The sequence below is a fragment of the Ottowia massiliensis genome (assembly GCF_900240305.1).
Classification (GTDB): domain Bacteria; phylum Pseudomonadota; class Gammaproteobacteria; order Burkholderiales; family Burkholderiaceae_C; genus Ottowia; species Ottowia massiliensis.
The window spans coordinates 1,239,387-1,256,786 of sequence record NZ_LT964854.1; the positions used below are offsets into that span (position 1 = coordinate 1,239,387).

Below are 17,400 nucleotides of genomic sequence, written 5' to 3' on the forward strand. Positions count from 1 at the left end.
GCCTGCTTCGCTGTCAATTCAGCATGCAATGCGTAGATGTCGGGTACTTCGTCCCAATCGTCACCATCTACGGTTTCTAGCGTGAACCGCTTGTATGCGGGTACGGGTTCCACGGCGCTTAATTGCCAGTCACGTACTACTAGGCCAGAGCCTGCTAAAAGCTCGTTGCATTCACGCACTAGCGTTTTGGGCTGGCGCTTGCCTGCCCGTGGGGCGTGATTAGCCATTGCTTACCTCCCCTGTGATAAAGGGGCGGATTTGGGTAGTCAACCAAAATGGCGTTGGTCTTACGCCGGTTCCAAAATGCCCCGCCGGTTCAGGGATTTTTCCTGCTATCCGCATTTTGTAGAATTGCGGTGCCGATATTTGAAACAGGCTGAGAAGGTGGCCTACTCGCAAGCGCTGGGGTTGTTCAAAATTAAGCCCATCAATAGGCAAGCGCTTTGCCTGCCCTAGGGTTTTCTTCTCTGGCTTTGTTTTTGCCGTGGTTTCTACTGCGGTTCCCGCTTCCGCTTTCTTCAAAATCTTCACTGCCATTTTCTGCCCTTCTACCGTTTCAGCAATTGATTGCAAGGGCATCAGGCACAAAAAAAGGAGTGCATGAAAAGCCCTTGCGGCTTTCCCATTGCACTCCATTGCGGGATGATTAAATTATATACGACTGATTATTCAGGTCAATAGTCAACCATTCACGGATTTTAGCGGGATTACGTTTTCTCCCTGCGCTTGCGGTAAATCGATGTAATCCGCCCAATCCTGCATTAGTTTTCTGCGCTTTTCAATTTGGGTGCCGTGCATGTAGGCGGCTTCCACTTTGTTTTCCAGCGTGTGGGCAAGTGAGAATTCCAGCATGTCACGGGGGTAGGCGGTTTGCTCCCCGCCCCATGTGCGGAAGGTTGACCGGAAACCATGGGGCACGGCTTCAAGCTGCATCCGGCGCATGACGGCGGTTAGGGTCATGTCGGAAAGCACCTTGCCCCGTGGGCTTGGGAAAACAAGGTCAGTGCCTGCCGTGGGTTCAATCGCTGCAATCACTTGCAGGGCCTGCTTTGACAGCGGCACGGTGTGCGGCTTGCCCGCCTTCATGCGTTCGCCGGGGATCGTCCATAGCCCTTTCTTCAGGTCGAATTCTGCCCATGTTGCCCCTCGTACTTCCCCGCTACGTGCGGCGCAAAGGATGGCGAATTCAAGGGCGCGGGCTCCCGTGCCTTCTTGCTGGCGTAGCGCCTTCATGAAGGGGTTCATTTCAGCGTAGGGGATGGCCTTGTGGTGTTCGGTTTTTTGAATCTTGTTCGGGGCCTTCAGGATCGCGTCTAGGTGGCCTTTCCAGCGGGCGGGGTTCAGGCCATCGCGGTAACCGTGGATGGATGCCCAATTCAGCACAGACTCAACCCGCCCCCGCAAGCGGCTTGCGGTTTCGGTCTTTGCATCCCATAGCGGGGCCTTGTCCTTGTCGGCTTGCGGCTGGTTCAGTACGTCTAGGACGTGGGCGAGTGCAACCGATTGCACGGACAATTTGCCGATGATCGGGAAGGCGTAGGTTTCCAGCGTGGCAAGCCATTGGGCTTGATGCTTCGCGTTCTTCCATTCGCCTTTGCGCTCGGCTACATAGGTTCTTGCGCACCATTCAAAGGTCTTCAAGGCGGCTTGCTGCGCCAGCAATGCGGCCTTTGCCGCCTGCTTTTCTGCCACCGGGTCAACCCCCTTAGCAATGGCTTCCCGCGTTTCTCTGGCCTTGTTGCGGGCTTCCGCAAGGGAGGTTGATGGATAGCCCCCTAGCCCTATCTCCCGGCGCTTGCTGCCCGTCCTGACCCCATGTCTTCCCGCCCGTGGGCGTGACTTCCAGAGTCAGGCCAGCCACCCCGCCCACGGCATGGCTACCGGGGGGCAAATTCTTTACTTCCAGTGCTGAAAGTTCCTTGGCTACCTTTGGCATGCCTGCCCCTTCCGTGCGTTGATCTTGGTTTGGGTGTGAATCCCTGTTTGGGAGTCGCACCAGCGGTTTGCAATTGATTGCAGCGGGGCCTATAGCCACCCGCCCAAACACCCGCCCAAAATTTTACGCTAGAGGGTAGATTTCTGTAAACGTCTGGATATATGTTTTTGGTATTTTCCCCTTTATTTTCAGCAACTTACCGCAACAATAGGAGATGACTAGAAACCTTCAAAAATTCGATTCCGGCGGACGCCCTCTCCGCCACTTGCCAAGCCCGGCCCATTTACGTTGGCCGGGCTTTTTTCTTGCCTGATGCAGACGCTTAGCCTGAGAGTTTGTCATCCAATCCTGCTCATGCCGCATGATCAGGAGCATGACATGCCGCTACGCTTTGACAGATACCCAATGAGAGCGCATTCAGGCCCTTTTGCCCGGCAGGGCTGGCCTGCGGGGGGCGCCTCCCGCAGTCAACCGTCGCCTGTTTGTCGATGCCGAGCTCTATTGCTGCTGCGCCGGGATGCCTCGGCGCAATCTGCCGGAGCGCTTTGGCGACTTTCGCGTCATTCATCTGCACCATTCGCGCCGGAGCCGATCGGACCCGTTCGAGTGTGCGGCAGCGCGTGTTCCAGGCCATGGTTCAGGATGCGGACAATGAATAGGCCATGATCGACTCGGCATTCGCGCGGGCGCGTCAGCACAGCGCAGGGGCGAAAAACAAGCCTGTCAGGCCATTGGGCGTAGCCGAGGAGCTTAGGCGCCAGGAATGACGCCACGGTGGAGGCCATGGACAACCCCACGACCTTTCCCTGACGCCCGGACAGGCGCACGTTCTGCAAGGAGCTGATGCGCTGCTGCCATGCATTCAGGGTCGTACGATCATTGCTGGCAAGGGCGATGGCCTGCATGAGCGAATCATTGAGCCACTGGTGGCTGCAGGCAAGCAGGCGCTTACTGCGCAGCGCGAACCGGAGGCAACGCCAATGGGATAGGGATCTATACAAGCAAGGCGTGCCATGTTATTGAGAACTTCTTTACCGAACTCCAGCAGTATCGAGAGCCATCGCCAAGCGCTACGACAAGACAGCATGCGCCTTCCTAGGGAGCATTTATCTGGCCGCAGCCATCCCTGAATGATTTGACGGCACGCCATAGAGGAAGAAAAAAGCTGACGTGGCGAAGCAGGGAACCAGAAGATGTGAACGAGAAAGGTATCATGCAAATTTGCCACCAGGCTCTTGCACAAGCAGCAATTTTGAAGCATAATTAGAAGCTTCACTCAAGGAGGGGTGGCCGAGTGGTTAATGGCAGCAGACTGTAAATCTGCCGGTTTACACCTACGCTGGTTCGAATCCAGCCCCCTCCACCATCTGTCACGCAGAAATGCGCAGCAGGAAGGTGCGGGAGTAGTTCAATGGTAGAACCTTAGCCTTCCAAGCTAATGACGCGGGTTCGATTCCCGTCTCCCGCTCCAAAAGCCGGCGCAAAGTATGGCGTTGCGAAGCATGTTTGCCCTTGTGGCTCAGTGGTAGAGCACTCCCTTGGTAAGGGAGAGGTCGCGGGTCCGATTCCCGCCAAGGGCACCAATTCCACCAAGTGTTGTCAAGTCAACTTTTTCGGAGCTGAAAAATGGCGAAAGAGAAATTCGAGCGGACGAAGCCGCACGTAAACGTAGGCACGATTGGTCACGTTGACCACGGCAAGACCACGCTGACGGCGGCGATCACGACCGTGCTGTCCAAGAAGTTTGGCGGCCAAGCCAAAGCTTATGACCAGATTGACGCTGCTCCCGAAGAAAAAGCGCGCGGCATCACCATCAACACGGCACACGTGGAATACGAAACGGCCACGCGCCACTACGCCCACGTGGACTGCCCTGGTCACGCCGACTACGTCAAAAACATGATCACCGGCGCAGCCCAGATGGACGGCGCCATCCTTGTTGTCTCTGCTGCCGACGGCCCTATGCCGCAAACGCGCGAACACATCCTGCTGTCCCGTCAGGTTGGTGTGCCCTACATCATCGTCTTCCTCAACAAAGCCGACATGGTTGACGACGCCGAGCTGCTCGAACTCGTGGAAATGGAAGTTCGCGAACTCCTTTCCAAATACGAATTCCCCGGCGACGACACCCCCATCATCAAAGGCTCCGCCAAACTCGCCCTGGAAGGCGATACAGGCGAGTTGGGCGAACAAGCCATCCTGAAGCTGGCGGATGCTCTGGACAGCTACATCCCCACGCCTGAGCGCGCGGTGGACGGCACCTTCCTCATGCCCGTAGAAGACGTCTTCTCCATCTCTGGTCGTGGCACCGTGGTCACGGGCCGCGTGGAACGCGGCGTCATCAAAGTTGGCGAAGAAATCGAAATCGTCGGCATTCGCCCCACACAGAAAACCACCTGCACCGGCGTCGAAATGTTCCGCAAACTGCTGGATCAAGGTCAAGCAGGCGACAACGTCGGCATTCTGCTGCGCGGCACTAAGCGCGAAGAAGTGGAGCGTGGCCAGGTTCTGGCTAAGCCGGGCACCATCACGCCGCACACGCACTTTACTGGCGAGGTCTATGTTCTCAGCAAGGAAGAAGGCGGCCGTCACACACCCTTCTTCAACAACTATCGTCCTCAGTTTTACTTCCGCACCACGGACGTCACAGGCTCTATTGAGCTGCCTGAAGGCAAGGAAATGGTCATGCCAGGCGACAACGTGAGCATCACGGTCAAGCTGATTGCGCCGATTGCCATGGAAGAAGGTCTGCGCTTTGCCATCCGCGAAGGCGGCCGCACGGTGGGCGCTGGCGTGGTGGCAAAAATTATCGAGTGATATTTGTTGCAGGGGTATAGCTCAACTGGCAGAGCGTCGGTCTCCAAAACCGAAGGTTGGGGGTTCGATTCCCTCTGCCCCTGCCAATCTTAGGCGATTAAGAGCCCACCTTCGTGGTGGGCTTGCGTGTCTGAAGAATACTCTTTCTGGCGCCTAGACGCGTCGTTTGTATGTCAAGCACTCAAGTCGAAACGGTTAGCTCTGGCGCAGACAAGATAAAGGCTGTCGCTGCTGTCTTGTTGATAGTGATAGGGCTGGCAGCCTATTATCTATTGGCTCCAAAAGGCGTAATGTTCCAATGGAGCGGCTTGGCTGGCTCCCTTGTCTTGGCTTTTGTCATCTTTTTGTGGTCGGAGTCTGGTCGGAGTCTGATTGGTTTTGGGCGGGATTCTTGGCGAGAGGTCAGAAAAGTTGTTTGGCCAACACGCAGGGAAGCGATACAGACAACCGTTTTCGTCTTTGTTTTCTCTGTGACGCTGGCTCTGTTTCTGTGGTTCACAGATAAGACCATTGAGTGGGTAATGTATGACTTGATCCTGGGTTGGAAAAAGTAATGACGAACATTCCAGAAAATGCTAATCCAGATCTAAAGTGGTACGTGGTTCATGCTTATTCCGGCATGGAAAAGGCTGTTGAGCGCAATATTGTTGAACGAGTGCAGCGCGCTGGCATGCAAGGTAAATTTGGACGCATTCTTGTTCCCACAGAAGAAGTGGTTGAGGTGAAGAATGGCGTCAAACGTACGACCGAGCGCAAATTCTTTCCGGGCTATGTGCTGGTTGAAATGGTCATGGATGATGATACTTGGCATTTAGTCAAGCACACGAGCAAGGTCACTGGATTTGTGGGTGGCGCACGTAATCGGCCTGCGCCCATTTCAGAAGACGACGTCATGAAAATCGTCAATCAAATGCAAGAGGGCTCTGATAGGCCCAAGCATAAGGTTGAATTTGATGTTGGAGAATACGTTCGTGTTAAAGAAGGGCCTTTTGCTGATTTCAATGGCACTGTCGAAGAGGTGAACTACGAAAAGAGCAAGTTGCGCGTATTGGTTACAATCTTTGGGCGCGCAACTCCTGTTGAGCTTGAGTTTGGTCAGGTGGAAAAGACCTGATTGTGTTTTGCGTTTTCGCACCCGGCGCAGTCATTAATAAAACGGGTCGTTTCGTTCGGGGAGTCTGCGCGGCAGACGTTGGTACCCGTTAGGAGAACCAAGCATGGCGAAAAAAATCGTCGGCTTTATTAAGTTACAAGTTCCGGCTGGCAAAGCCAATCCTTCACCGCCTATTGGTCCTGCTTTGGGGCAGCGCGGTCTCAATATCATGGAGTTCTGCAAGGCGTTTAATGCCCAGACCCAAGGTGTTGAACCGGGCTTGCCACTTCCAGTGGTCATTACGGCGTTTGCTGATAAAAGCTTTACTTTCATTATCAAAACGCCTCCGGCGACGACCTTGATTAAAAAGGCTATTAAGTTGGATAAGGGTTCCAGTAAGCCTCATACGGATAAGGTGGGTAAGATTACGCGTGCCCAGCTTGAGGAAATCGCCAAAACCAAGTTGAAAGACATGACAGCGGCTGATCTGGATGCGGCTGTTCGCACAATTGCGGGATCGGCTCGTTCCATGGGCGTGACGGTGGAGGGTGTGTAAATGGCCAAGCTGACCAAGAAACAAAAAGCCCTGCTGGGGAAGGTGGACTCTACCAAGCTGTATGCATTGACAGATGCATTGGCACTGGTAAAGGAATGTGCCATCGCGAAATTTGATGAATCCATTGATGTCGCTGTGCAGCTGGGCGTTGATGCCAAGAAATCGGATCAGGTTGTACGCGGTGCAGTCGTGCTGCCGAATGGCACGGGTAAGACCACGCGGGTAGCCGTGTTCGCGCAAGGCGCCAAAGCCGAAGAAGCTAAGGCGGCAGGTGCTGATGTTGTCGGCATGGATGATCTGGCGGCACGAGTCAAAACTGGCGATATGCCTTTTGATGTGGTGATTGCTGCGCCAGATGCTATGCGTGTAGTGGGCACGCTGGGTCAGATTCTCGGCCCTCGCGGTTTGATGCCGAACCCGAAGGTAGGCACCGTCACGCCTGATGTGGCAACGGCAGTCAAAAATGCTAAGGCAGGCCAGATTCAATTCCGCGTAGATAAGGCGGGGATTATTCATGGAACGATTGGCCGCCGTTCATTTGAAGCAGACAAGTTGGAAGGCAATCTGCTTGCGCTAATCGAGGCTCTGAACAAGGCCAAGCCTGCGACCAGTAAAGGGCAATATCTACGCAAGGTGGCGGTGTCAAGCACGATGGGTATTGGTGTTCGCGTGGACACTCAAAGCCTGGCTGCTCGCTAAGGATGGCATGAGTTTCAGTCGCGCAGATGATTTTGCGTGACTGAGTGGTGGGCCGCTACTTTAGCCTTAGTTAAAGGTTAATAGGCGGGTCATCCAAGACCGCTGGTGCAGGCCTTTTTCCTGCTTAATGAGTGCTTTTTTTGGGTGCAGCCAGCGTAGATGGCGATCCCGCTGCAAGGTTATGATTTGGATTATTTAGTTGTGTCCAGTCAATAACGAACAGTTGGTCGCTGCATGAAGAGTGCATTTGATGCGGCTTATATTTTGTGAGCTGCAAAAGATGCTATTAAAAGGAGTAGACCTTGAGTCTGAATCGCAGTGAGAAAGAAGCGGTCATTTCCGAAGTGACCAGCCTTGCCGCAAAAGCTCAAACGCTCGTGATGGCGGAATACCGTGGCGTTACGGTCGAAGGCATGAACAAACTGCGCTTCAGTGCACGCAGTGCAGGCGTAAATCTCAGTGTATTGAAAAATACGCTGGCTCGCCGTGCTGTAGCTGGAAGCGCATTTGAAGTGGCCGTCGACCAGATGACCGGACCGCTCATCTATGGCTTTTCCGAGGATGCCGTTGCCGCCGCCAAAGTGGTAGCTGATTTCGCCAAAACCAATGACAAACTTGTCATTCGCGGAGGCGTCTATGGAGGCAAGGCCCTGGATGCCGAGGGGGTGAAACAGCTGGCCAGCATTCCATCCAAGGAAGTGTTGCTGGCGCAGCTTTGCGGTTTGCTGATGTCGCCCATATCCCGTACTGCTGTTGTGCTGGGAGCCTTGGCTGCTCAAAAAGGCGAAGGCGAACCGGCGGCTGCCGAATAAAGCGAGCAGCTTTTCATATCAACCAACTTGTTTTAGGAAACCAAAATGGCATTTGATAAAGACGCATTTCTGACCGCACTGGATAGCATGACGGTCATGGAACTCAATGATTTGGTGAAAGCCATTGAAGAAAAATTCGGTGTGAGCGCGGCGGCGATGGCTGCGCCTGCTGCCGCGACTGGCGGCGCCGCTGGCGGTGCCGCTGCCGAAGAAAAGACCGAATTCAACCTGGTGCTGGCCGAGGCGGGTGGCAACAAGGTGGCCGTCATCAAGGCCGTGCGTGAAATTACGGGCTTGGGTCTTAAAGAAGCCAAGGACTTGGTGGATGGCGCTCCCAAGCCCATCAAGGAAGGCATGCCCAAGGCCGATGCCGAAGCCGCCAAGAAAAAGCTGGAAGAAGCTGGCGCCAAGGCCGAACTCAAGTGATCCACGCAGCTTCCGGCCCATGCAAAGCATGGCTTTCAAAGGGCCGGAAGCGAAATGGCAAGGCTGGTTTTGCGACCAGCCTTTTTGCGTTTCAGATTGCACTTGAAAGCTTCCGTGTTGAGCAGGAGCTTTCAAGTGTCTTCTGACTTCCGACTAAGAAGATCCTTGGTTCGGGCTGCGTGCAATGCGCAGCCGTCTGCCATTGGTTGGTAGAGGCCAGCCGCCAAGCTGCTGCTTGCGCAAACCAGCGTTCCGCGCTGATTTGTGAAGCGGCGTGAACAGTCGCCAGACATCCTGCCCCGATCACCGCCCGGAGATTTCATGGCCTACACATTCACAGAGCGCAAACGCATTCGCAAGAGCTTTGGCACACGCGAAAGCGTACTAAAAATTCCTTATTTGCTGCAAATGCAAAAAGACGCCTATACGGCTTTTTTGCAGGCAGATACGCCCCCGAAGAAGCGCACGCATGAAGGCCTGCAGGCGGCATTCGAATCGGCTTTTCCCATCATCTCGCACAACGGCTTTGTCGAGATGAAATTTATTGAGTACAACCTGGCCAAGCCCACGTTTGACGTGCGTGAATGCCAAACGCGTGGTCTGACCTACGCTTCCGCAGTGCGCGCGCGCGTGCAGCTCATTATTTACGACCGCGAGTCCTCGACCGCCCAGAACAAGGTAGTCAAGGAAGTCAAGGAGCAAGAGGTTTACATGGGCGAAGTGCCCCTGATGACCGACAAAGGCTCATTCATCGTCAATGGCACGGAACGCGTCATCGTTTCTCAGCTGCATCGCAGTCCCGGCGTATTTTTCGAACACGACAAGGGCAAAACGCACAGTTCCGGCAAGCTGCTGTTTTCCGCCCGCATCATCCCTTATCGCGGTTCCTGGCTGGACTTTGAGTTCGATCCGAAAGATATTCTGTTTTTCCGGGTAGACCGCCGCCGCAAAATGCCTGTGACGATCCTGCTCAAGGCCATAGGCATGAGTCCGGAGCAGATCCTGGCGTATTTCTTCGTCAACGACAATTTCCGCCTGATGGACAGTGGCGCACAAATGGAATTTGTGGCCAGCCGCTTCAAAGGCGAAGTGGCGCGGTTCGACATCACGGACAAGGCAGGCAAGGTCGTCGTTGCCAAGGACAAGCGCGTGACCGCCCGGCACGCGCGCGAGCTGGAGCAGTCTGGCACCACGCACATCAGCGTGCCGGAAGAATTCTTGCTGGGCCGCGTCCTGTCCAAGGATCTCGTGGATGGCGACACGGGCGAAGTCATTGCCAAGGCCAATGACGAGCTGACGGAAGCCTTGCTGGCCAAGCTGCGTGAAGCAGGCGTGCAGGACATCCAGTGCATTTACACCAACGAGCTGGATCAGGGCGCCTACATTTCGCAAACCCTGCGCACCGACGAAACGGCGGACGAGCTGGCCGCGCGCATTGCCATCTACCGCATGATGCGCCCCGGTGAGCCGCCAACTGAAGATGCGGTGCAGGCCCTGTTCCAGCGCCTCTTTTACAACCCCGACACCTACGACCTCTCCCGCGTGGGACGCATGAAGTTCAACGCCAAGGTCGGCCGCGAAGATTCCACCGGCCCCATGGTGCTGACCAATGAAGACATTCTGGATGTCGTGAAGATTCTGGTTGAGCTGCGCAATGGACGCGGCGAGGTGGACGATATCGATCACCTGGGCAACCGCCGCGTTCGCTGCGTGGGCGAACTGGCCGAAAACCAGTACCGCACGGGCTTGGCCCGTATCGAGAAGGCTGTGAAAGAGCGTCTCGGCCAGGCCGAGCAAGAGCCGCTGATGCCGCATGACCTCATCAACAGCAAGCCGATTTCGGCAGCGCTGAAAGAGTTCTTCGGCGCTTCGCAGCTGTCACAGTTCATGGACCAGACGAACCCGCTGGCCGAAATCACGCACAAGCGCCGTGTTTCAGCTCTGGGGCCGGGCGGCCTGACGCGCGAGCGAGCGGGCTTCGAAGTGCGCGACGTGCACGTGACCCACTATGGCCGCGTGTGCCCGATCGAAACGCCAGAAGGCCCGAACATCGGCCTCATCAATTCGCTGGCCCTGTACGCGCGCCTGAACGAATACGGCTTCATCGAAACGCCCTACCGCCGCGTGGTGGATGGCAAGGTCACGAACGACATCGACTACCTCTCCGCCATTGAGGAAGGCAAATACGTCATTGCCCAAGCCAATGCCGCGCTGGACGAAAAAGGCCGCCTGACCGATGAGCTGGTTTCCGCCCGAGAAAACGGCGATTCCGTGCTGGTGAACGCCGATCGCGTGCAGTACATGGACGTGTCGCCTGCGCAAATCGTTTCCGTGGCCGCTTCGCTGGTGCCCTTCCTGGAGCACGACGACGCCAACCGCGCCCTGATGGGCGCCAACATGTCGCGGCAGGCCGTGCCCGTGCTGCGGCCCGAAAAGCCGCTGGTGGGCACCGGCATCGAGCGTGTGGCCGCCGTGGACTCCGGCACCGTCGTCACGGCCCGCCGTGGCGGCGTGGTGGAGTACGTTGACGCCACCCGCATCGTCATCCGCGTGAACGATGCCGAAGCCGTGGCTGGCGAAGTGGGCGTGGACATCTACAACCTCATCAAGTACCAGCGCAGCAACCAGAACACCAACATCAGCCAGCGCCCCATCGTCAAGCGCGGCGACAAGCTGGCCAAGGGCGACGTGATCGCCGATGGCGCTTCCACCGACCTGGGCGAAATCGCCATCGGCCAGAACATGCTGATCGCCTTCATGCCCTGGAACGGCTACAACTACGAAGACTCGATCCTGATCTCCGAGAAAGTGGTGGCCGATGACCGCTACACCAGCATCCACATTGAAGAGCTGGTGGTCATGGCGCGCGACACCAAGCTGGGGCCGGAAGAAATCACGCGCGACATTCCCAACCTGAGCGAGCAGCAGCTGGGCCGCCTGGACGAGTCCGGCATCATCTACGTGGGCGCCGAAGTGCAGCCTGGCGACACGCTCGTTGGCAAGGTCACGCCCAAGGGCGAAACCACGCTCACGCCGGAAGAAAAACTGCTGCGCGCCATCTTCGGCGAGAAGGCCAGCGACGTGAAAGACACCTCACTGCGCGTTGATCAAGGCTCCAGCGGCACCGTGATTGACGTGCAGGTCTTCACCCGAGAAGGCATCCAGCGCGACAAGCGCGCCCAGCAGATCATCGATGACGAACTCAAGCGCTACCGGCTGGATTTGAACGATCAGCTCCGCATCGTGGAAGCCGACGCGTTCGACCGCATCGAGAAACTGCTGAACGGCAAGATCGCCAACGGCGGCCCCAACCACATCGCCAAAGGCGCCAAGATCGACAAGGACTACCTCAAGTCAGTGGATAAATACCACTGGTTCGACATCCGTCCGGCCGATGACGATGTGGCCGCGCAGCTGGAAAGCATCAAGGCTTCCATTGAGCAGCAGCGCCACGTGTTTGACTTGGCCTTTGAAGAAAAGCGCAAGAAGCTCACCCAGGGCGACGAGCTGCCTCCCGGCGTGCTCAAAATGGTCAAGGTCTATCTGGCCGTCAAGCGCCATTTGCAGCCGGGCGACAAGATGGCCGGCCGCCACGGCAACAAGGGCGTGGTCTCCAAGATCACGCCGGTGGAAGACATGCCCTACATGGCTGACGGCACGCCCGTGGACATCGTGCTCAACCCGCTGGGCGTGCCCTCGCGCATGAACATCGGGCAGGTGCTGGAGGTTCATTTGGGTTGGGCGGGCAAGGGCATCGGCCAGCGCATTGGCGACATGCTCAAGCGCGAAGCCAATCTGGCCGAAATCCGCGCTTTCCTGGAGCAGGTCTACAACACCACGGGCCACAAGGAAGAGATCCACAAACTCTCCGACAAGGACGTGCGCGCCATGGCGCAGGAGCTGACCTCCGGCATGCCCTTCGCCACCCCTGTGTTCGACGGCGCCACGGAGCAGGAAATCCTGGACATGCTCAAGATCGCCTACCCCGACGACATCGCCCAGGCCAAGGGCCTGACGCCCACGCGCACCCAGGCGCAGCTGTATGACGGCCGCACGGGCGACCCCTTCGAGCGCAAGACCACCGTGGGCTACATGCACTACCTCAAGCTCCACCACCTGGTGGACGACAAGATGCACGCCCGCTCCACCGGCCCCTACTCGCTGGTCACGCAGCAGCCGCTGGGCGGCAAGGCGCAGTTTGGCGGCCAGCGCTTTGGCGAGATGGAAGTGTGGGCGCTGGAAGCCTATGGCGCTTCCTACACCCTGCAAGAGATGCTCACCGTCAAGTCTGACGACGTGCAGGGCCGCACCAAGGTGTACGAGTCCATCGTCAAGGGCGAGCACGCCATCGACGCCGGCATGCCCGAGTCCTTCAACGTGCTGGTCAAGGAAATCCGCTCGCTGGGTCTGGATATCGAACTGGAGCGCACCTGAAGCCGCGCCCGGCCCTGCCCGCCGCCGCATCCATGAAACGCCTTTCCATGCGCCACTGGCCGCAGTTTTCAGAGCCAAATCGGCCGCAAGTCCTAGTGGAATGGGCGCGGGCAGCTATCAAATTTGAAGCAATTGGGGAAACAGTCACATGAAATCCTTGCTCGATCTGTTCAAGCAATTCACGCCGGATGAGCACTTTGACGCCATCCGCATCGGCCTGGCCTCGCCCGAAAAGATCCGCTCCTGGTCTTTTGGCGAAGTCAAGAAGCCCGAAACCATCAACTACCGCACCTTCAAGCCGGAGCGCGACGGCCTGTTTTGCGCCAAGATCTTCGGCCCCATCAAGGACTACGAATGCCTGTGCGGCAAGTACAAGCGCCTCAAGCATCGCGGCGTCATCTGCGAAAAGTGCGGCGTGGAAGTCACGCAGACCAAGGTGCGCCGCGAGCGCATGGGCCACATTGACCTGGCCGCGCCCTGCGCCCACATCTGGTTCCTCAAGTCCCTGCCCAGCCGCTTGGGCATGGTGCTGGACATGACGCTGCGCGACATCGAGCGCGTGCTGTATTTCGAAGCCTACGTCGTCACCGACCCCGGCATGACCCCGCTGAAGAAGTACAGCATCCTCACCGAAGACGACTACGACGCCAAGTACAAGGAATACGGCGACGAGTTCACCGCCCGCATGGGCGCCGAGGGCATCAAGGAACTGCTGGAAAACATTGATCTGGAAGCCGAAATCGAGAAGCTGCGCGGCGACCTCACCGGCTCCGAAGTCAAGATCAAGAAAAACACCAAGCGCCTGAAAGTGCTGGAGGCTTTCCGCAAATCCGGCATCAAGCCCGAATGGATGGTGCTGGAAGTGCTGCCCGTGCTCCCGCCCGACCTGCGCCCGCTGGTGCCGCTGGATGGCGGCCGCTTTGCCACGAGCGACCTGAACGACCTCTACCGCCGCGTCATCAACCGCAACAGCCGCCTGCGCCGCCTGCTGGAGCTGAAAGCGCCCGAAATCATCGCCCGCAACGAAAAGCGCATGCTGCAAGAAGCCGTGGACAGCCTGCTGGACAACGGCCGCCGTGGCAAGGCCATGACCGGCGCCAACAAGCGCGCCCTGAAGTCGCTGGCCGACATGATCAAGGGCAAGAGCGGACGCTTCCGCCAGAACCTGCTGGGCAAGCGCGTGGACTACTCCGGCCGCTCGGTCATTACCGTCGGCCCCACGCTCAAATTGCACCAGTGCGGCCTGCCCAAGCTGATGGCGCTCGAACTCTTCAAGCCCTTCATCTTCGCCCGGCTGGAGCAGATGGGCATCGCCACCACCATCAAGGCCGCCAAGAAGGAAGTGGAAGCCGGCACCCCCGTGGTGTGGGACATTCTGGAAGAAGTCATCACCGAGCACCCCGTGCTGCTCAACCGCGCGCCCACGCTGCACCGCCTGGGCATCCAGGCGTTCGAGCCGATCCTGATTGAAGGCAAGGCCATCCAGCTGCACCCGCTGGTGTGCGCCGCCTTCAACGCCGACTTTGACGGCGACCAGATGGCCGTTCACGTGCCCCTGAGCGTGGAAGCGCAGATGGAAGCGCGCACGCTCATGCTGGCCTCCAACAACGTGCTCTTCCCCGCTTCCGGCGAGCCTTCCATCGTGCCTTCACAAGACATGGTGCTGGGCCTGTACTACGCCACGCGCGAAAAAATCAACGGCAAGGGCGAAGGCCTGGTGTTCGCCGATATAGGCGAAGTGCAACGCGCGCTGGACGCGGGCGAAGTGGAGCTGACTTCCAAAGTCACCGTGCGCCTGACCGAATGGACCAAGAACAAGGCCACGGGCGACCTCGCCCCCTCCACCCGCCTGGTGGACACCACCGTGGGCCGCGCCCTGCTGTCGGAAATCCTGCCCAAGGGCCTGCCCTTCGCCCTGCTGAACAAGGCGCTGAAGAAAAAGGAAATCTCCCGCCTCATCAACGCCTCCTTCCGCAAATGCGGCCTCAAGGACACCGTCGTCATGGCCGACAAGCTCTTGCAAAACGGCTTCCGGCTGGCCACGCGCGCGGGCATCTCCATTGCCATTGAAGACATGCTCGTGCCCCCGCAAAAGCCCGAAATCATTGCCCGCGCCGAGGCCGAGGTGAAAGAAATTGCCGAGCAGTTCGACGCCGGCCTTGTCACCGCAGGCGAGCGCTACAACAAAGTGGTGGACATCTGGGGCAAGGCGGGCGACGAAATCTCCAAGGTCATGATGGGCCAGCTGGCCAAGCAGAAAGTGCAAGACCGCAACGGCCAGGAAGTCGATCAGGAGTCCTTCAATTCCATCTACATGATGGCCGACTCCGGCGCGCGCGGCTCCGCCGCCCAGATCCGCCAGCTGGCCGGCATGCGCGGCCTCATGGCCAAGCCGGACGGCTCCATCATCGAAACGCCCATCACCGCCAACTTCCGCGAGGGGTTGAACGTGTTGCAGTACTTCATCTCCACGCACGGCGCGCGCAAGGGCCTGGCCGACACGGCGCTGAAAACCGCCAACTCCGGCTACCTCACGCGCCGCCTGGTGGATGTGACGCAAGACCTTGTGGTCACCGAAGAAGACTGCGGCACGGCTGACGGCTCGCTCATGCGCGCCATCGTCGAAGGCGGCGAAGTCATCGAATCGCTGCGCGAGCGCATCCTGGGCCGCACCGCAGCCGAAGACCTCGTCAATCCTGAAACGCGTGAAGTCGTCGTCAAGGCCGGGCAAATGCTCGACGAAGACGCCATTGACGACCTCGAAGCCGCCGGCATCGACGAAGTGCGCGTGCGCACCGCCCTGACCTGCGCCACCCGCTTCGGCGTGTGCGCCAAGTGCTACGGGCGCGACCTGGGCCGCGGCGGCCTTGTGAACGTGGGCGAAGCCGTCGGCGTCATTGCCGCGCAGTCCATCGGCGAGCCGGGCACGCAGCTGACCATGCGCACCTTCCACATCGGCGGCGCGGCCTCGCGTGCGGCCGTGGCCTCCAGCGTCGAGGCGCACTCCAGCGGCGTCATCAGCTTCAACGCCGCCATGCGCTACGTCACCAACACCAAGGGCGAGCTGGTCGTCATCTCCCGCTCCGGCGAAATCATCGTCGTCGATGAATTCGGCCGCGAGCGCGAGCGCCACAAGGTGCCCTATGGCGCCACCCTCGCCGTCAAGGCCGACCAGCCCGTCAAGGCCGGCGCCATCCTCGCCAACTGGGACCCGCTCACGCGCCCCATCATCACCGAATACGCCGGCACGGTGAAGTTCGAAAACATGGAAGAAGGCGTGACCGTGGCCCGCTCGTCGGACGACATCACCGGCCTGTCCACCCTCACCGTCATCGACCCCAAGCGCGCCGGCTCCACCAAGATCGTGCGTCCGCTGGTCAAGCTCACCGACGCGCAAGGCCAGGAAGTCAAGATCCCCGGCACCGACCACCCCGTGGCCATCGGCTTTCAGGTCGGCGCGCTCATCCAGGTGCGCGACGGCCAGGAAGTCGGCCCTGGCGAAGTCCTCGCCCGCGTGCCGATGGAAGGCCAGAAAACCCGCGACATCACCGGCGGTCTGCCCCGCGTGGCTGAGCTGTTTGAAGCCCGCAGCCCCAAAGACAAGGGCGTGCTGGCCGAAATGACCGGCACCGTCTCCTTCGGCAAGGAAACCAAGGGCAAGATCCGCCTGCAAATCACCGACGCCGAAGGCAAGGTCTGGGAAGAACTCATCCCCAAGGAGAAAAACGTCCTCGTCCACGAAGGCCAGGTCGTCAACAAGGGCGAGAGCATCGTGGACGGCCCCGCCGACCCGCAGGACATCCTGCGCCTGCTGGGCATGGAAGAGCTGGCCCGCTACATCGTCGATGAAGTGCAGGACGTCTACCGCCTGCAAGGCGTGAAGATCAACGACAAGCACATCGAAGTCATCGTGCGCCAGATGCTGCGCCGCGTGGTCGTTGAAAACCCTGGCGACTCCGACTACATCACCGGCGAGCAGGTCGAACGCAGCGAAATCCTCAACACCAACGACGCCCTGCGCGCCGAAGGCAAAACGCCCGCCACCTATGCCAACATCCTGCTGGGCATCACCAAGGCCAGCCTGTCCACCGACAGCTTCATCAGTGCCGCCTCCTTCCAGGAAACCACGCGCGTGCTCACCGAAGCGGCCATCATGGGCAAGCGCGACGACCTGCGCGGCCTGAAGGAAAACGTCATCGTCGGCCGCCTCATCCCTGCCGGCACCGGCCTGGCCTACCACCAGGCCCGCAAGGCCAAAGAAGCCATGGACGAAGCCGAGCGCCGCGCCATCGCTGAAGCAGAAGCGCAAGCCGAGGCTGACCTGGCTGAAGTCAGCGAAGAAGCTGCCAGCGCCGCCGATGTGGACGCCATCGCCCAGGCTTTCAAAGCCCTGGCTGGCGTGGCTGACAGCGCCGAAGCCGCCGACGGCGACGCCCCCGCCGCCGAATAAAGCCCGCCCGGCTCCTTGCGGCCCAGCGCCCCGGCCCTCGCGCCCCAGCGAGCGCCGGGGCGTTTTTTTTCGCCTTTGGTCAGCCGCGCAAGGAGAGCGCCAGAGTTCGCGCGCAGCCTGGCGCGGGCAGGGGAGAAAGCTCTGGATTTGCTATTTTTACGATAGCTATAGGTCTTG

The 17,400-nt window shown here is 58.7% G+C and carries 12 protein-coding genes, 4 tRNA genes and 1 pseudogene; 13 read left to right on the forward strand and 4 right to left on the reverse strand.

The window, feature by feature from the left end:
- Positions 1 to 219: 219 nt before the first annotated feature.
- The 4 genes and pseudogenes from C1720_RS12870 to C1720_RS13655 all read right to left on the reverse strand — a co-directional run bounded on the left by C1720_RS12870 (position 220) and on the right by C1720_RS13655 (position 2,841).
- Positions 220 to 579, reverse strand: a complete 360-nt coding sequence (locus tag C1720_RS12870) for a hypothetical protein (protein WP_146006888.1) — start codon at positions 577 to 579, stop codon at positions 220 to 222.
- 102 nt (positions 580 to 681) lie between these two features.
- On the reverse strand, positions 682 to 1,692 hold the full coding sequence (locus tag C1720_RS05680; RefSeq protein WP_369406059.1) for a tyrosine-type recombinase/integrase: 1,011 nt from the start codon (positions 1,690 to 1,692) through the stop codon (positions 682 to 684).
- A 39-nt stretch (positions 1,693 to 1,731) separates the two neighbouring features.
- Positions 1,732 to 1,785: pseudogene (locus tag C1720_RS14570) on the reverse strand (hypothetical protein); the annotation flags it as partial.
- A 711-nt stretch (positions 1,786 to 2,496) separates the two neighbouring features.
- Positions 2,497 to 2,841: a hypothetical protein gene (locus tag C1720_RS13655; protein ID WP_158241648.1), complete on the reverse strand. Its 345-nt coding sequence runs from the start codon at positions 2,839 to 2,841 to the stop codon at positions 2,497 to 2,499.
- A gap of 375 nt (positions 2,842 to 3,216) precedes the next feature.
- Here C1720_RS13655 and C1720_RS05690 point away from each other — a divergent pair.
- The 13 genes from C1720_RS05690 to rpoC all read left to right on the forward strand — a co-directional run bounded on the left by C1720_RS05690 (position 3,217) and on the right by rpoC (position 17,223).
- Positions 3,217 to 3,302, forward strand: a tRNA-Tyr gene (locus tag C1720_RS05690).
- A 31-nt stretch (positions 3,303 to 3,333) separates the two neighbouring features.
- A tRNA-Gly gene (locus C1720_RS05695) sits at positions 3,334 to 3,407 on the forward strand.
- Between the two features lie 37 nt (positions 3,408 to 3,444).
- Positions 3,445 to 3,519 (forward strand) — tRNA-Thr (locus C1720_RS05700).
- A gap of 43 nt (positions 3,520 to 3,562) precedes the next feature.
- On the forward strand, positions 3,563 to 4,753 hold the full coding sequence (tuf, locus tag C1720_RS05705; RefSeq protein WP_050715131.1) for an elongation factor Tu: 1,191 nt from the start codon (positions 3,563 to 3,565) through the stop codon (positions 4,751 to 4,753).
- 10 nt (positions 4,754 to 4,763) lie between these two features.
- Positions 4,764 to 4,839 (forward strand) — tRNA-Trp (locus tag C1720_RS05710).
- Between the two features lie 84 nt (positions 4,840 to 4,923).
- On the forward strand, positions 4,924 to 5,307 hold the full coding sequence (gene secE, locus C1720_RS05715) for a preprotein translocase subunit SecE (protein WP_102283525.1): 384 nt from the start codon (positions 4,924 to 4,926) through the stop codon (positions 5,305 to 5,307).
- Positions 5,307 to 5,867 carry a transcription termination/antitermination protein NusG gene (gene nusG, locus C1720_RS05720; RefSeq protein WP_050715200.1) on the forward strand — a complete coding sequence of 187 codons (561 nt, stop codon included), beginning with the start codon at positions 5,307 to 5,309 and terminating at the stop codon, positions 5,865 to 5,867. Before secE ends, nusG begins: the two co-directional genes overlap by 1 nt.
- A 103-nt stretch (positions 5,868 to 5,970) precedes the next feature.
- On the forward strand, positions 5,971 to 6,402 hold the full coding sequence (rplK, locus tag C1720_RS05725; RefSeq protein ID WP_102283526.1) for a 50S ribosomal protein L11: 432 nt from the start codon (positions 5,971 to 5,973) through the stop codon (positions 6,400 to 6,402).
- A complete protein-coding gene (gene rplA, locus C1720_RS05730; protein ID WP_102283527.1) occupies positions 6,403 to 7,101 on the forward strand; it encodes a 50S ribosomal protein L1 in 699 nt (232 codons plus the stop codon).
- Positions 7,102 to 7,403: 302 nt separating this feature from the next.
- Positions 7,404 to 7,913: a 50S ribosomal protein L10 gene (gene rplJ, locus C1720_RS05735; protein ID WP_102283528.1), complete on the forward strand. Its 510-nt coding sequence runs from the start codon at positions 7,404 to 7,406 to the stop codon at positions 7,911 to 7,913.
- Positions 7,914 to 7,958: 45 nt separating this feature from the next.
- Positions 7,959 to 8,339, forward strand: a complete 381-nt coding sequence (rplL, locus tag C1720_RS05740) for a 50S ribosomal protein L7/L12 (protein WP_050715196.1) — start codon at positions 7,959 to 7,961, stop codon at positions 8,337 to 8,339.
- 321 nt (positions 8,340 to 8,660) lie between these two features.
- Positions 8,661 to 12,773, forward strand: coding sequence for a DNA-directed RNA polymerase subunit beta (gene rpoB, locus C1720_RS05745; protein ID WP_102283529.1), 4,113 nt, complete (start codon positions 8,661 to 8,663; stop codon positions 12,771 to 12,773).
- Between the two features lie 148 nt (positions 12,774 to 12,921).
- On the forward strand, positions 12,922 to 17,223 hold the full coding sequence (rpoC, locus tag C1720_RS05750) for a DNA-directed RNA polymerase subunit beta' (protein ID WP_439650741.1): 4,302 nt from the start codon (positions 12,922 to 12,924) through the stop codon (positions 17,221 to 17,223).
- Positions 17,224 to 17,400 lie beyond the last annotated feature (177 nt).

Coding starts and splice junctions, on each gene's coding strand:
- tuf (WP_050715131.1), top strand. CDS start 3,563: ATGGCGAAAGAGAAATTCGAGCGGACGAAGCCGCACGTAAACGTAGGC.
- C1720_RS12870 (WP_146006888.1), bottom strand. CDS start 579: ATGCCCTTGCAATCAATTGCTGAAACGGTAGAAGGGCAGAAAATGGCA.
- rplK (WP_102283526.1), top strand. CDS start 5,971: ATGGCGAAAAAAATCGTCGGCTTTATTAAGTTACAAGTTCCGGCTGGC.
- rpoB (WP_102283529.1), top strand. CDS start 8,661: ATGGCCTACACATTCACAGAGCGCAAACGCATTCGCAAGAGCTTTGGC.
- C1720_RS13655 (WP_158241648.1), bottom strand. CDS start 2,841: ATGCAGGCCATCGCCCTTGCCAGCAATGATCGTACGACCCTGAATGCA.
- nusG (WP_050715200.1), top strand. CDS start 5,307: ATGACGAACATTCCAGAAAATGCTAATCCAGATCTAAAGTGGTACGTG.
- rpoC (WP_439650741.1), top strand. CDS start 12,922: ATGAAATCCTTGCTCGATCTGTTCAAGCAATTCACGCCGGATGAGCAC.
- secE (WP_102283525.1), top strand. CDS start 4,924: ATGTCAAGCACTCAAGTCGAAACGGTTAGCTCTGGCGCAGACAAGATA.
- rplL (WP_050715196.1), top strand. CDS start 7,959: ATGGCATTTGATAAAGACGCATTTCTGACCGCACTGGATAGCATGACG.
- rplA (WP_102283527.1), top strand. CDS start 6,403: ATGGCCAAGCTGACCAAGAAACAAAAAGCCCTGCTGGGGAAGGTGGAC.